This is a genomic window from Teredinibacter franksiae (assembly GCF_014218805.1).
GTDB lineage: Bacteria > Pseudomonadota > Gammaproteobacteria > Pseudomonadales > Cellvibrionaceae > Teredinibacter > Teredinibacter franksiae.
This window is the reverse complement of record NZ_JACJUV010000001.1, coordinates 49563-64430: the sequence shown is the minus strand read 5'-3', so window position 1 is coordinate 64430 and position 14868 is coordinate 49563. Positions and strand designations below refer to the sequence as shown.

The 14868-nt window shown below is 45.6% G+C and carries 13 protein-coding genes; 10 read left to right on the top strand and 3 right to left on the bottom strand.

The genetic code is table 11. The annotated features are described in order from the left end of the window. Positions 1-880: 880 nt before the first annotated feature. Positions 881-1381 (top strand): LytTR family DNA-binding domain-containing protein, encoded by a 501-nt coding sequence (locus H5336_RS00145; protein ID WP_185230327.1) that lies wholly within the window; start codon positions 881-883, stop codon positions 1379-1381. 152 nt (positions 1382-1533) lie between these two features. Further along, on the top strand, positions 1534-2076 hold the full coding sequence (locus tag H5336_RS00140) for a cytochrome b (protein ID WP_185230326.1): 543 nt from the start codon (positions 1534-1536) through the stop codon (positions 2074-2076). Between the two features lie 415 nt (positions 2077-2491). On the opposite strand, the gene H5336_RS00135 is transcribed toward H5336_RS00140, so the two are convergent. Together H5336_RS00135 and H5336_RS23265 are read right to left on the bottom strand one after the other, a co-directional pair. Continuing rightward, a complete protein-coding gene (locus tag H5336_RS00135; RefSeq protein ID WP_246438979.1) occupies positions 2492-3022 on the bottom strand; it encodes a hypothetical protein in 531 nt (176 codons plus the stop codon). Positions 3023-3030: 8 nt separating this feature from the next. Then, positions 3031-3159 (bottom strand): hypothetical protein, encoded by a 129-nt coding sequence (locus H5336_RS23265; RefSeq protein WP_281385316.1) that lies wholly within the window; start codon positions 3157-3159, stop codon positions 3031-3033. A 512-nt stretch (positions 3160-3671) separates the two neighbouring features. On the opposite strand from H5336_RS23265, the gene H5336_RS00130 reads away from it, so the two are divergent. Then, positions 3672-4172 carry an RDD family protein gene (locus H5336_RS00130; protein ID WP_185230325.1) on the top strand — a complete coding sequence of 167 codons (501 nt, stop codon included), beginning with the start codon at positions 3672-3674 and terminating at the stop codon, positions 4170-4172. Beyond that, positions 4169-4828, top strand: a complete 660-nt coding sequence (locus H5336_RS00125; RefSeq protein WP_185230324.1) for a YoaK family protein — start codon at positions 4169-4171, stop codon at positions 4826-4828. The genes H5336_RS00130 and H5336_RS00125 overlap by 4 nt, the downstream gene beginning before the upstream one ends. Positions 4829-5133: 305 nt before the next feature. On the opposite strand, the gene H5336_RS00120 is transcribed toward H5336_RS00125, so the two are convergent. Further along, positions 5134-6501: an immunoglobulin-like domain-containing protein gene (locus H5336_RS00120; protein ID WP_185230323.1), complete on the bottom strand. Its 1368-nt coding sequence runs from the start codon at positions 6499-6501 to the stop codon at positions 5134-5136. A gap of 480 nt (positions 6502-6981) precedes the next feature. Between H5336_RS00120 and H5336_RS00115 the strand changes: the two genes are divergently transcribed. The 6 genes from H5336_RS00115 (at position 6982) to H5336_RS00090 (ending at position 14865) form a co-directional block, all read left to right on the top strand. Then, entirely contained in the window at positions 6982-7272 is a 291-nt protein-coding gene (locus H5336_RS00115) for a winged helix-turn-helix domain-containing protein (RefSeq protein ID WP_185230322.1), read from the top strand. Between the two features lie 49 nt (positions 7273-7321). Further along, positions 7322-7516 (top strand): hypothetical protein, encoded by a 195-nt coding sequence (locus H5336_RS00110; RefSeq protein WP_185230321.1) that lies wholly within the window; start codon positions 7322-7324, stop codon positions 7514-7516. A 1265-nt stretch (positions 7517-8781) separates the two neighbouring features. Beyond that, positions 8782-10632, top strand: coding sequence for a TolC family outer membrane protein (locus H5336_RS00105; RefSeq protein WP_185230320.1), 1851 nt, complete (start codon positions 8782-8784; stop codon positions 10630-10632). 17 nt (positions 10633-10649) lie between these two features. After that, on the top strand, positions 10650-12770 hold the full coding sequence (locus H5336_RS00100; protein WP_313555568.1) for a type I secretion system permease/ATPase: 2121 nt from the start codon (positions 10650-10652) through the stop codon (positions 12768-12770). Beyond that, positions 12767-14200, top strand: a complete 1434-nt coding sequence (locus H5336_RS00095) for an HlyD family type I secretion periplasmic adaptor subunit (protein ID WP_185230319.1) — start codon at positions 12767-12769, stop codon at positions 14198-14200. The genes H5336_RS00100 and H5336_RS00095 overlap by 4 nt, the downstream gene beginning before the upstream one ends. Further along, the gene (locus tag H5336_RS00090) at positions 14197-14865 is read left to right on the top strand and encodes a response regulator transcription factor (protein WP_185230318.1); all 669 of its coding nucleotides are present in this window, start codon (positions 14197-14199) and stop codon (positions 14863-14865) included. Before H5336_RS00095 ends, H5336_RS00090 begins: the two co-directional genes overlap by 4 nt. Positions 14866-14868 lie beyond the last annotated feature (3 nt).

The window sequence follows — 14868 nt, the reverse complement described above, 5'->3', positions numbered from 1 at the left end:
TATTTATGACAGCTTTTACGTCAATCCAGATGCACAGGGGGCTCTGACTCTAATTTTTATACCATTGTGGCAAATGGCTATTTTGGCTATTTCCACTTTGCCTATAGTTATCTCAAGGAAACCGATAAATGCATAACTGACTCGGCAAGCGGGACCTCCGTTCCGGTGTTTGGTTTTGTGCTGGTCGCTACGCTTGCACAAAACCAACCACCTTCACTGCGGACCTTTCTGCAGGGCGTTATGAGCACGGTTCGAGAATAAATGAAACGAGGCGTGTGTTTGATTTACGGCACGTCGTAGCGGGTCTGGCGGCATTAAGGTAAGTCGGTTCTTTGTGTCTCACCAGTCTCGCTCCTGGTGCCAAATAGTAGTTTTGTAGGTGTTGGCAAATAGCACTTCGCATTTAGCGGTGATTAATAGGGCAGCCACATCAATAAAAATCGAATCAGGGTTGGAATGTGCAGCTTGGCTAGGGCGTGGTTGGTTTGGTGCTTATGAAATAGTCGTTGTTGGTTTTAGGTCAGTGCTGCCCCCGTTATATCACAAATTTCTACTGTAAAATGATCCGTTCGTTACTATGATTACCTCTAAATACCCTTTGTTATCGAAACACTACCGCCAATTGCTACAAATGAATTACTTGGCGTGGCTAACATACTTTTTGGTATACCTGCTCTATGCGTATTTCTGGCGTCAGTTTTCGCAGAGCGACGAATTCCAATATACCCCTTTAAGTTCGTTAATATGGTTTGCCAAAGAGTGGGGGGTATGGTTATTTATTAGCCCAATTATGCTGGGGTGCTTACACGTATCACAGTGCAGAAGCGCATTGTCTTATGTACCCATGGCTGTGGTTTTCGTCGGTTTATTGGTAGCCCTAATGGTTAGAACATTTTTGATAACCGGCGAATACTCATCGAGCTGGATAGCAACCATTCTATTCACTCTCCCAAAGTATGTGCCTGCAGCGATTGCTATAGGCGCTGGTTGGTATCTATTGCGTAACTATTCGTGTAACGATTTAGGTGCTGAACCTACACCAGAAACGTGTGAAGCTGAGGTGTATGTGGAGCATAAGGGTTTAAAGCAAACCGTTAAGGCCAAAAATATCGTTTTTCTCAAGTCTGCGGGTAACTATGTTGAAATTGTTTGCGATGCGGGCTGCTTTATACAAAGGGGCACGTTTAAGCAGCTACTCGACTCAATGCCAAAGAGCATGTTCGCTCAAGTTCACAGAAGCTATGCGGTTAACCTAACAAAGCTTGAAAAACTAAGTAGTACTGAAAACGGTAACAGTGTTTTAACCTTGTCGAATCAACAGAAAATTCCCGTTAGCAAACGTTACAAGCGCGCGATTAAATCGATAGCGCTCTCCCAGTAGCGCTATTAACGCTCCCAAAACTATTCTTTAAACAAACACTGCATTGTGGCTTGGCTATTCATCCCAAAAACATCCGTTTTGCCCCTGAGCCCTTTGTTCATGGCGCATGCAGCTCTATGATCAAACCTTAGTTCAATTTTAAGGGGCGATATATGACGAGAAAAAATCGAGCGCTTGGGGCAACAAGGCTTATTCATTGGAGCATGGCGGTATTGATTGTGGGTTTACTAGCGCTTGGGTTCTATATGGCAAATACGCATAGTTATGGCTTTTATGCCCTGCATAAGTCCTTAGGCGTACTTGCTATTCTATTACTGGTACTTCGTCTCTCATGGCGAGTATTGCACCCGTGGCAATCTTCAGCTTATGGGACGCCTAGCGAAAAATGGGTGAAACAAGTGCACTTAACATTGCTGACCCTGTTGGCATTTATGCCGCTATCGGGGCTGTGCTTGAGTGGGTTTGGTGGCTATGGTGTAGAGTTTTTTGGTGTTCAACTCATACCCAGTCAGTTCGACGAACTGGGGGCGGCCATTCCCTACCATTCAGGTTTAGCGGAGTTGGGCTATATTGCCCATGAGCTTGTTGCTTATTTGTTCACTGCTTTACTGGTGTTACACATTCTTGCAGCGCTTAAGCACCACTTTCTAGATAAAGATAACACGCTGAAACGTATGCTTGGCGCTGCTGAATGAGCTAGGGGCCTGGTTAGCCTAATTATGCATAGATCTGGCTAACTTAGGCACGGGAAATACTTATCCATATCATTTTTTAGTGTGTCATTTGAGTTGATGCTCAGTACTAACTGGGCATTTGGACGAATCGATCTTCCCGCGTGAAGAAAATGGGTATTTCTTACTCGGCTCAAAGCTTCGAATACCCAGAAAGCCGCGCGTTTTGCGTTCGCCTTACGAGAAAAAAATAGGACAGGCACGTTAAGAATAAATACAGCCGAATAGTTGGTTCGTTTGTAGGCTAGGTTGTTGTTATTTGTCCTCGTTGTCTGCGTGCTATATATAGGCGATAAATGGCCAAATTAGGCAAATTTCGAACAAGATTAATCCTTTCTCCAGGAGAAAGTGGGGCGGGATTTAATGTTGAATGGAAATGTTAGTGGAATATTGCTTCACAGTTAGCGTATGCGGGTCTTCTCTGTAAGCCTAGGGCCTTTGCTGCAAGCATTAGCTTCTCCTTACAGCCAACCAAACTTATGAATTTAGATTCAATCTGGGTGGTAAGTACAAGCCATTCATGGCTGGAGATATTGAGGCGCTCAAGAACAGGAGGTAAGTTGTTGTCGATAAAGCCACGCTTGTCTTCACGAATAGCTCTTCCGGTAATATCCACAAGCTGCACGTAATCTTGTAGATGAAAGGCTAGGCCCTGGGGCATGGGTTCTCTTGGGTTACCCACAAATTCGGCGAGCCTTAATGGCTGCGGATTATCTGTTTTTAGGGTATCAATACGGCGTTTAATCGAGGTGTGGTCAGAGCTTTCTGGGGTTTTTGCCATTTTGGCTCGAATGGGGTTTAAATCCACGTAGGCCATACAGGCGGCTAAGGCTTTTTCATCGAGCAACGCTTGTGATTTTAACCGGCGCTGACCAACATGGATGTTGGAAATTCGGTTTTGCAGGAGCAAAAACCAGTTCAGAAGCGCCCGGTACACTGGTCTTCGGCATTTGCCATACGGGCAATGGGTTCGTTTAAGGCCCACATAAAGCGGCTGATATTGGCCCAAGTGTTAATGTGGGTGTCCAAAAGTGTTGCTGTCCGCATTCTCCTTCACTGCCTCGCACCGTGTGTCATCGAGACGTTTATCCTTTGGTAGGCTTTGGGTTTAGGGCTGTGTACTTTTATATAAATTGGATCAACGTTAACCTGTCTTTGGGGTAGTCATGCTGTGATATTGATGAGCAATACCGGGTGGCGGTCGTTACTCATTACTGTATAGGCACATACATCAATACAGAGCATCTCTTCGAGGGATAAAATATGGTTTTTATCCACCGGCGGCGGTATGCATAACGGTTACTATTTGGCGTATCAACGCCACTGAGGAAAGCGATTAGTACGCGGCGGGAACCTATGATTGCAAGACGCAAGGGTGAAGCGACTAGGAAAATCAAATCTAAGCGTTATTTGAGTCTGGCTTATAGGGCGATTTGTTGCTTCCTAATGCGAAGTTTTTTCATATCTATAGATTGCGTTTGCTGTGTTAAGGTTTGATGGCGTTTTATTGAGTTTAATTATTGCTGTATATTATTTTGATTGATTCGAAGAGAGGTTATATGGAAAACAACATCTATTCTGCCCCAGAATCCGACTTGAATGAGAAGAAAGAGTATGAAGAAATTATTGCAAGCCGATGGAGCAGGTTGGGGGCTGCCATTCTCGACGCACTTATCACAATACCGTTTTCAATCGCTGTTATGTATTTTACTGGGGGGTTTGAGTATATTCAGCAAGGAGTGGAACCGCCCAGCGCGTACACTTTTGCTATGGGTGTTGCTGGCGTATTATTTTTTATAGCGATACACGGGTACTTACTTGTGTCTTACGGTCAGACGGTTGGAAAAAAGCTAGTGGGTATAAAAATTGTTGCCGCAGGGGGGGAGGCGCTTGAGAAGGTCATGTTAATAAAACGGTATGTGTTGTATATGGGGCTTGGTTTAGTGCCTGTCGTAGGTTCATTTTTAAGCATCATCAATGTGTTGTTTATATTTTCATCGTCAAAAAGATGTTTGCATGATCGCTTTGCGAATACCCGTGTCGTAAGAGTTGAGAGTTGATTTCAAAATTACCAAAATGGATAGAGTATGGCGCCTTTGTTTTGGCGTTTGTTGCCGGGTGCATAAATGCCATCGGTCTTCTGGGTTTTGAGCATCAGTCGGTATCCCATTTGTCCGGAACTGCAACGTTAATGGGCACAAGTATTGTTAATAGTTCATTTTCTGTTTTTTTTCATCTGGCGGCCATTTTGGTTTCATTTGTTTTCGGGGCTTCATTGTCCGGTTTTTTTCTGCATGGAAGCATATTAAGGCTGGGTCGTCACTACGATACGGTTTTAGTGATTGAGTCTCTGCTTATATTCTTGGCGTTGTATCTGCTCTCGATAGGCTCTTATTTTGGCCACTTTGCTGCATCGGCGGCTTGTGGAGCTCAAAACGCTTTGGCGACGACTTATAGCGGTGCAGTACTACGCACAACGCATTTGACCGGAATATTCACTGATTTAGGTATTATGGTGGGTTCAGTGTTGAGGGGAGAGGCTTTTGATAAACGGAAAGCTATTCTTTTCTTGCTGATTATTTTGGGTTTTATTATGGGAGGTACGTTTGGCGCATACTTGTTTATTCATTTTCAGTTTAATGCGCTATTGGCTCCCGGCGGGATTTGCTTGGTGTTGGCCGGTGTTTATCGTGTTTACTCGGGTAAAAACACCTAACAATATTGACACGAAGGGGCAAGAGTTTTCATTCACTATGCGTTACTACGGTGTAAGTCAGAAAGTATTCGATGGAAAAATATCACCTGAAAAAACGGTAAAGTAGAGCATACATATACATTTATGCTGTTAAATATTTGATCCATCCGCGGCGCCAATTTGACGTTGTTCTACCGGCTATTATTTTCAGCGGTTATCGGCATTGGTGGACAGGGCGCCGCAGGCCTTCGGGATATAACAGTTTTGGCGTTATTTTTTGTTAAATTAACAAAATGGGCGCCGCTCTTTTTATACTGAATTAAACATTAATGTCGTTCATGCTCTAGAAACCACTCAAAAATACTTTGATCGTAGATGTCGTATTCGGGAAGGCCAAGGTTAAGAAAATTTAGATTGTATATGTCGTCAGAAATAATATGACCACCGTTTTCAAAAATGGTCAGTTTAGGGGGGTATCGGCCAACACCACAGTTGAGGAGGTTCGATACCATATTGACTACATTCGGGTAGTGAGTGGTTGGGTCATCTACGGCATTAAAGGCCCAGAGTGGTACATGTTTATGAGTGCAAACCTGGGTATGATCGCCGTAACCTGCAATAGGTGCCGCCGCCGCGATTACATTCGGATAAGCACGTAAATATTCCCAGGTTACCCAGGCACCATTACTTAAGCCCGTTAAATATATTCTCTTTTCGTCAATAGGATAGTTTCGTACCATCCAGTTGATGAATGTGTTGAGCGCATCCATTTGATATTGATCTACTGATGACCAGCATCTCTGCGGGGTAACGACGACCATGGGTAAGCTGTTATCCCATTCTCCAGTTTTTATAATTTGTACAATGGGTAGTGTATCCAAAAGTGCAGCTCTGGATGAGGTTTCAAATTCTTTGGAAGTAGACCATCCATGAGCGTATACAACAAGTGGGTATAATCTATTGGGGTCATCACCTAGGAACGTAGGTAGGTGCTCCCAGTATTCCATTACCGAATCTACTTCAGAGAATAGTCGTTTACTTCCCGAGGGGGGCGTGTCCTTAAAAACACGGACAATTCGATAGATAGGTAGAGCGGAATTACCATCGCTGTCGGTGACCTCATAACGAATCATGTGGTCTCCTTGGGTGGTCGTTGTTAGCTCTTCCGCCCCCACAATCACTATGCTTGTGGTTAGGTCTCCGTCTTGCTCGTCGCTGGCTAATGCTCCTGACTCAATATAGGTTTCCCCCATTTCTAGTAGCTCTACCTTATTGCCTAGCAGCTGAATAGCAGGTTTTTCTGGAGAGGGCGACCATTGATTAAAGTTTGAAATGCAATTGCTAGAATAGTTGTTTTGCGGTGCTTGAGTAATCGTTCCAGCTGTAAGGCTATTTTCGGTATTGTTGTCACTTTGTCCGCCACATGCTGATAAAAGTAAGCTTGCGCATAGACAAACTAGCCACAAACGATTTTTCTTTAGATAATAGGTTGGTAATGTGTAGGGGCTCATATGTACCTTCCTAGATTTCATGTTTTTTGTGGTGAGCATAAGCGTTTTACTATTCTTCAATTCAATAGCTGTATCGATAGCCGTTTGCTTGCGTGGAATTGCAGTATAAATTGTTTGCAGTAGAGCATTCGTTTGAATATGCGTTGTTAAGGAGCCTGAGAGTATCAACAAAAATCTGGGCATACAGCTATCTTTAACACAGCATAGCGTGAACTTAAGTTGAGGCACATGCCTTGTTGGGCAGCGTGAAAGACCCTCCGCAGAAATCTGGTAACTGCAGTTAGTAATGGACGATTATTTATTGTACAGGCTGCTTCTTGTGGCTGTCTATGCGTTAACGTAGAGACAGTACTTCCGGGTGTGACAAGGCGTAAAGATAATGCGTTAAGTGATTACGGGGTTTCTAAATAAAGGATTGTTCTGGCCGGTCTTAATGGCAGTGATTAGATTTAGTGTATGGTGTAAAAATGTTCGTGTGGGCGCTATAAAATTAGGTGCTCTATAGCTGAGACTCGAGAGGTATCCACTGATCGGACGAAACCACAAAGGGGTAGCACGGCGTATATTTTGGTGTCGCGTGGGAATATGTATCGCTGCCTCATAGTGCGGTTGGGTAATGGACCCGTTCAATTAGGCTGTCTGTTAGAAGAAGGTTAATCATTAATGGAAAACGAAAAACCAAGCAAAACGAAAACAAGCTTCTATCGCAGGCTGTACTTGGCCTATTTAATTGATAGTGGCGTTAATACAGTGCCAGCGATAATCAATGCTACAGGCATGCCAAAGCGAACGGCTCAAGACACAATACTTGCATTCAAGGAACTAGGGATTGAGGTTGAGTTTGTGGGCGGCACGAAAAACGGGGTTTACCAGGTTAATGATTGGGGCGCTATTTATAAAGACTGGATTGAGAATAATATACAGCAGGTCAAAGACGTGCTGGAATATCCGTAGGTTTTAAAGTTAAAGGCAGCTCAATTAATTTAGCGGAAGAGGTACAGGTATGAGCGACGATTACAAAAAGCTTGAATATGATAATGATCAGCTGCTGATGCAGCTTGGTTGGCTGTTAGAGCGTGTTATTGTTCGGGACGGTTACGTAGAGCTGGCAAGCGAAAAATTAAACGAAAAGGATGTTCTTGAGTCTTTGACCGAATTGAAACGAGCTGTCGATAAGGAGGTTCAAACGGTCGAGTAGGCCCATTATAAATGAATAGGATAGAAAGTACGGGGGCCTTAGGTCATGCGTTGGACCTTCGGTTTTGTCCTGTTAGGCTTTGGCTAATATTAGGGGAGGGTGTTGTCAGCGTCACCGGTAGATTTGTCATACATACTGGCTGCTGGAATCCACTACCCTGTTTATAGAAACGCAATCTCCTGCTCCCTTCAATTCTATGCAAGGGGATGAACTTCCTCTGCAGTCGTTAAACGTATCCTCAATGGCAAGCCCCCTTTGCCGGAAGCAAAATTGACAGTACTTTTCCAAGACACGTTTTTGAAAGCCGTTATTGCGTTTAGCTAGGCCAGGATACACGCCAATAAATGTAAGCTAAGTACCACGGGTTGTATGAAAACTCCGATTTACAGTGTGATTTATGATTGGTAGTCAAGGTGGTTGAGGTCTTTCGAGTGCCTGAATAGCAATGAAAGCCTTTATAGGTTTGGTCAAAATAACGGCTAAGTAGGCAAGCTATATGCTTTGGCGATGCCTCAATAGGTAGATTGCCCGTCATTTCTAGTAAAAAAGTGCTTGGAGAAACTTCGTGTTTAACGTACAACGGTACGACAAGCGGGAAGTACTAAAGTATTGTGCGCATTTTGTTCACATGCAAAGTTTATATCCTTTTTGGGGGCAGTCGCAATTTTTGGGGGGCAGTCGCAAAAGGTGGTTTTTAGCTAAGAGGCGGTAGAGCAACTGTTGGGGCGCTTGATAGTAAAGGCTGTTATTTAAAACTGATTGGTTTTGTTCATGAATAGCGAAGTTTAGGCATGATTGCCTACTTTATCGATTCGTGGAGAGGTGGGATCGATGGGCTCCTTGAAAACCTATAGGCTGGTGTAAAGGTGTCTAATTAGTTGAAGGAGCGGCTGTAAGCAACTGTTTTTGCAGTAAAAGTGGACTTTAAGCCTCACAATTGGCGCGCAGGGTTGGCACAGTAGCTGCCAAAATGCTATATGTATCGTTCGCGACTGTTAGTTTTAAGGTGGGACGTTGTAGGTTGCTCTGGTCGCTAGGCTATTTGTTCCATTATCACGGTCTTGGCGCCTGCCTTTGCTTGGTTTCTACCGTGTTGGCAATGAAGCAATTGATGCAACAACGATAGCATCAGCATCTCTTGCTGTTGCTGGGTAATGTGTTGAACTGTGACCTTGAACTTACGTCCTTTTGGGCCGAAATCAAATCTATGTTTTAACAGCGTGGATTTTAACTTTAGCTAATAAACGAGAATTTGGGTTTTGCTTTTGATAATACGATGGTCTCTGTGGGCATTCACTTGCCTCAACTTGAGCTTTTTAAGTGCTTATGCCGTTGCTAAGCCTATGGGCAATGACACATTAAAAGCTGCGGTGGCCCGCGCTGCGGTCAATAATCCTGGTGTTCAGGCTGCTTGGAATGCCTTTGAGGCGGCTAATCAGGGGGTTAGGGCATCCAAAGGGGGGTACTTTCCCAAGCTGGATTTAACGCTTGAAGCCGGGCAAGAGCGCACTGAAGACCCTCAGCAGATAGCTGAATCCTACGACACTAAGAACTATCAGCTGGTTATGACGCAGATGCTATTTGATGGCTTTGCGACCAAGCAGGATGTTGCTAAGCAGAATTATGCAAAGTTAGCGCGTTACTACGAGTTCAGACAGGCGGCAGAGGAGACAGCACTGGAGACGGCCCAGGCTTATCTGGATGTGTTGCGGTATCGCGAGCTGGTTGAAATTGCAAAGGACAACTATTTTCAGCATTTGCGCTATCACAGAGATATAGAGAATCGAGCAAATTCGGGTATTGGGCGGGGCGTGGATTTTGAACAGGCAAAAGCGCGTTTGGCGCTTTCTGAATCCAATGTACTCACCGAGACCACTAATCTTCACGATGTGTCTGTGCGCTATCATAGGCTGGTGGGGCGCTTTCCCCAAGAGCAAATGAGCCCTCCTAGTTTACCTGTAAGAAAGATTCCCTCGCAGCGTAAAGATGCTTTAGAGCGAGCATTTCTCTCAAACCCTCAGTTGAATGCTTCCATCGAGAATATTCGCCTTTCACGGGCAGACTTTAAGGGCAGAACGGCCCCGATGATGCCGCGTTTAGACCTCAGGCTTCGCAAACAGCTTGATGAGAATACTCGGGGCTTTCCGGGTGAATACGATGAAGAAGCCGTGGAGCTTGTGCTTTCATACAACCTTTACAATGGTGGAAGTGATCGGGCTAGGCGTAAGCAATCCCAATATTTAATGTATGAAGCCACGGATACGCGAGACCGCATTTGTCGTGAAGTAAGGCAAACGGTGTCAATTGCTCATAATGATATCTTCAGTAAAAAAACCTTAATCGGGTATTTAGAGAAAAATGTCGATGCAATAGCAAAAGCACGTGCAGCCTACAAAGACCAATTTGATATTGGCCAGCGTACGCTGCTGGATTTGCTTGATACAGAAAATGAATACTTTGAGGTAAAGCGTGCGCTGGTAAACGCCAATTATGATTCATTACTGGCACAAATTCGCACTATGGCCGGTATGGGTGTGTTTCTTTATGCGTTGAATATCGAGACCTTAGATAAAGCTATTTTTGATGATTTGGATTTAAGTCAGGAGGAGTCTTTAAAGGCGAGATGCCCGGCACAAGCACCGGCTATGCAAAGCTTAGTGTTCGATAAGAAGAAAATATTAGGTGACAGAAAAGTTAAAGTAATGCCTTTGAGCCAACGTGAAGTTATGCGGCTGGATATTAAGTTTAACCACCAGTCCGCCGATATAAGCACTGGAAGTTGGCCGGAAATTGAGCGAGCGGGCTCATTTCTGTGTGATCACCCGGATATTCGCGGTATTGTTGAGGGGCACACCGATTCACTGGGGTCGGACGATTACAATTTGACCCTGTCGCAGGCTCGCGCAAAATCGGTGCGTATTGCGCTGGTTCAAGTGTGTAGGAGTGCAAGCATTCGCCTTTCGTCGGTAGGTTTGGGCGAAGCTCGCCCTATCGCTCGCAATGATACAGAGCTTGGGCGCGCCACCAATAGGCGCGTAGAGTTGGTACTGGAAAGTGAGCAGGGCGGCTATACTCAGCAGGATGACCAAGACAAAACTCATTCCTCTGAATACTGATCGCGGGAGAACGGTGCGTGAATAGTGCGGACTCACTGCTTGACTGCTTATTAATTCTTGGGTCTATCCACGGTCAAGTGACGACGCGGGAATCGCTTACTGCAGGGCTACCGCTAGAAAATGCGCGCCTTGACCCAAAACTGTTTTCTCGAGCCGCTAGTCGTATTGGATTGACAACCAAAATCCACAAAAAAACGCTAAGTCATATAAACCCTTCTTTACTTCCGGCTGTGTTGTTATTGCATGACAACAAGGCATGTTTGTTGTTGCGATTTACTGAAAATAACCGTGCCACGGTGGTTTTTCCTGAGCTTGGAGACGCAACAGTTGAGATCAGCATTGAGGAGCTTGAACAGCAATATTTAGGGCGGGTTATTTTTGCTCGGCCGCGATTCCGTTTTGACCAACGTAGCCCGGATTTAAAAAACAGCCATACCCATAACCATTGGTTTTGGGGTAGTTTTAAGGCCAGCTTCAGCCTTTACCGTGATGTGTTGGTGGCTGCGTTTTTTATTAATCTTATGGCCATAGCATTGCCCTTGTTTACTATGAATGTGTATGACCGGGTAATACCTAACAGCGCAGTGGAAACGCTGTGGGTGTTGGCCATTGGTGTTGCCATTGTTGTTATTGCCGATGCTATATTGCGCACCATTCGTGGCTATTATTTGGACCTTGCCAGTAAGCGTATAGATATTCGTTTGTCCGCACAAATTATGGAGCGGGTATTGGGCTTGCGTATGGAATCGCGGCCTGTGTCTGCCGGTTCCTTTGCTGCAAATTTACGTTCCTTTGAGACCATTCGTGATTTCATTACGTCCGCTACTATAACGGCGGTTATCGATTTACCGTTCACGCTTATTTTTTTAGTGCTGATATTTTGGATAGCAGGGCCTATGGCCCTACCTGCTTTGGTTGGTATGACTGTAATAGTGCTCTTTGCACTTACTACGCAAGCCAAAATGGAAGAGCTTACCGAGACGACCTATAGGGCAAGTGCTTTGCGTAATGCGACGCTTATAGAGAGCCTTGTTGGGTTGGATACGGTAAAAGCCATGGCGGCTGAAAGTATTATGCAGCGCCGATGGGAGCATTCGGCCACATTCCTTGCTCGGGTATCTATACAGCTCCGGTTGCTGGCTTCCTCTAATGTTAATTTAGTAATGTGGGTGCAGCAATGGGTCACCATTGGTGTGATTATCACGGGTGTGTACCTTATTAGCGCAGGTGAACTTTCCATGGGAGGTTTGATTGCAAGCACGATGTTAACGGCGCGCGCCATGGCCCCGTTTGGAGGGATTGCAGGGCTTCTTACTCAGTATCACCACGCACGTACGGCGTTTTCGTCCTTGGATGAAATTATGGACACGCCCCAGGAGCGCAGCGAGGATGCGCGCTTGGTACACCGCCAAAAATTAAAGGGAAAAATTGAATTTCGTAATGTGTCTTTTACGTATCCCGGCGGCGATACACCAGCGCTGAAAAATGTTTCTTTTACCATTCAGCCCGGCGAGCACGTGGCATTTCTTGGTCGTGTTGGCTCAGGGAAAAGTAGTGTGCAACGATTGGCAATTGGCTTGTACCAAGCGACCGAAGGTTCGGTATTGGTGGACGGCATAGACGTTAGGCAGCTGGACCTGTCCGAGCTTCGCCAGCAGGTGGGTTATGTTTCGCAAGATGTAACACTTTTTTACGGTAGTTTGCGTGAAAATATCGTGCTCGCGCACCCGCAAGCCGATGATCAGGACGTGGTTCGCGCTGCCGAATTTGCCAATTTAGGTGACTTTGTTAATACCCATCCTAAAGGCTTCGACATGATTATTGGCGAGCGCGGAGACTCGATTTCGGGGGGGCAAAGAAAATCTATTGCGCTCGCCCGAGGGGTGGTGCACGACCCACAAGTGTTGTTGCTGGATGAGCCGACGGGGTCAATGGACCACTCGACTGAAACCTGGATTAACAATCAGCTTCAAGAGTACGGTGTTGGTAAAACTATTTTGGTGGCCACTCATCGAACTTCTGTATTGAGCTGGGTGGACCGCATTATTGTGATCGATAACGGTCAGGTGGTGGCAGATGGTCCGCGCGACAATGTTGCAAGCGCATTGCGGGAAGGCCGTATTGGGAAAGCGTCATGAGTAAGCCTGTGATACCTGACAGCGGCGCCGCGAACAAAAATGACGCAACCGAGAATAAAAAGCGCCTGAGAAACATTGCAGTAAAACCGCTAGATAAAATTCTGGAAGCCATTGATACCGCACCGGATGAAGCGGATTCCTTAACATGGGAAGAGAGCGCAGATCGCGCGCGCGTAGAGCAAAACCCGATAAAAACACGGATAATGTTTTATACGCTTTGTACCACAATAGTAGTATTAATTGTTTGGTCTGCCTTTGCCGAAGTGGACCAGGTAACGCGGGGCGAAGGTAAGGTTATACCTTCGCAGCAAGTGCAGATTCTGCAATCACTGGACGGTGGTGTGATCACTGATATTCGCATGAAAGAAGGCGATATTGTTGAGAAAGGCCAGTTACTGATAAAGCTAGATGCCACTCGCTTTCAATCCAATTTTTCTGAGAGTAATGCGGAGCTACTGGCGCTGACGGCGAAAATTGTTCGGCTTCGTGCGGTGGTTGAGGATACTGATTTCATTCCAGGAAATGACCTCCAAACCGCTGCGCCAGCGCTAGTTAAGCATGAGCGGCGGCTGTTTGAAACCAGTCATGAGGAACTGGAGGTGCTGAAAAAGATAGCCCAGCAGCAAATTACCCAAAGAGAAGAGGAGTTTGTGGAGGCCGAAGCCGCTCGTGATCGCGCCATAAAAACCGCAAGATTGGCGGAGCGTGAGCTGGAGGTGACCCGACCATTGGTGGCATCGGGTGCAGTATCGGAAGTGGAGATTTTGCGCTTGCAAAGGGATTTAGCCAATATGGTTGGCGAGCGAGATCAGGCCCTCGCACAAATTCGTCGCTTGCATTCAGCCATAGCTGAGGCCAAGCAAAAGTTTATTGAGGTAGAACTCAATTTTAAAAATGATATACGCGAGAACATGTCTATTGCCATGGCGCGGCTCAGTGTGCTGCAGGGGGCTTCGTCAGGTTTGAGTGATAGGGTAAAACAAACGGCTGTGCGCTCTCCGGTGCGGGGAACAATAAAAAGACTCTTTTATAACACTATCGGTGGGGTGGTGCTCTCTGGAAAAGAGATTGTAGAGATTATTCCGTTGGATGACAGTCTGTTGTTGGAGGCGCGCATTAAGCCCCAAGATATTGCTTTTTTACATCCGGGGCAACTTGCTAACGTTAAATTTACGGCCTACGATTTTGTCGTGTATGGCGGGCTCGATGCCAAGGTAGAACATATTGGCGCGGATACCGTAATGGATGAGAACGGTAACCCCTTTTATATTGTAAGAGTACGCACTTTCGAATCTAGCCTTGGTGTAGGTAAACCGATTATCCCTGGAATGGTTGCCACAGTAGATGTGTTAACAGGCAAGAAAACTATTTTAGCCTATATGCTCAAGCCGCTCTTGCGTGCTAAACAATACGCATTGTCGGAAAAATGAAGACGCCTATTTTTATTAGCTCTTCGTCACAACACCTGCCAAGTTGGAAGGAGGCCTTTCCTGGTTCGTCCTTTTTTTGTGGGCTTCCCCCGCGTTTTGATAACTTTGATGAATCCCTTATTTTTGTTGATTATTCGAACCTCCAAAACGATGAAAAACACGCTTGGTTAGAAAGCTGTGTGGCAACAGGGCGTAAAGTGTTTGTGTTAAGTCGAACGCCTAATTTGATCGAGGCCATAGAGGTTATAAAAGCAGGTGCAGTGGGTTATGGCCACACGCTATCGGCTCCCAGCCGTATGCGGGAAATGATGCTGGTGGTTAGTCATGGTGGCCTTTGGGTTGGCAATAAGCTGCTCAAGCGGGTAATGGCGGCGTTAAGTCAAAAACCTTGGCCAAATACTGAACAAAAAAAAACCGGGGTTGAACGATATGCAGGCATACTCAGCCAGCGAGAAATTACCGTGGGCCAATGGGTTGCTCAGGGCGCGACCAACGCTGAAATATCCGCTGCAATCAATATTAAAGAAAGAACGGTAAAAGCCCACATAACCTCCATTTTTAGCAAGCTTAACGTGCGGAATCGCGTTGAATTGGCCTTGCTCCTCAATAATATCCAGGTTTCCCGCCCATCTATCCAAAATTCGTCTAACAGACCTGCCCTTTAGTGC

Coding starts and splice junctions, on each gene's coding strand:
- H5336_RS00115 (WP_185230322.1), top strand. CDS start 6,982: ATGGAAAACGAAAAACCAAGCAAAACGAAAACAAGCTTCTATCGCAGG.
- H5336_RS00145 (WP_185230327.1), top strand. CDS start 881: ATGGTTAGAACATTTTTGATAACCGGCGAATACTCATCGAGCTGGATA.
- H5336_RS00095 (WP_185230319.1), top strand. CDS start 12,767: ATGAGTAAGCCTGTGATACCTGACAGCGGCGCCGCGAACAAAAATGAC.
- H5336_RS00130 (WP_185230325.1), top strand. CDS start 3,672: ATGGAAAACAACATCTATTCTGCCCCAGAATCCGACTTGAATGAGAAG.
- H5336_RS00140 (WP_185230326.1), top strand. CDS start 1,534: ATGACGAGAAAAAATCGAGCGCTTGGGGCAACAAGGCTTATTCATTGG.
- H5336_RS23265 (WP_281385316.1), bottom strand. CDS start 3,159: ATGCGGACAGCAACACTTTTGGACACCCACATTAACACTTGGGCCAAT.
- H5336_RS00110 (WP_185230321.1), top strand. CDS start 7,322: ATGAGCGACGATTACAAAAAGCTTGAATATGATAATGATCAGCTGCTG.
- H5336_RS00090 (WP_185230318.1), top strand. CDS start 14,197: ATGAAGACGCCTATTTTTATTAGCTCTTCGTCACAACACCTGCCAAGT.
- H5336_RS00120 (WP_185230323.1), bottom strand. CDS start 6,501: ATGCCCAGATTTTTGTTGATACTCTCAGGCTCCTTAACAACGCATATT.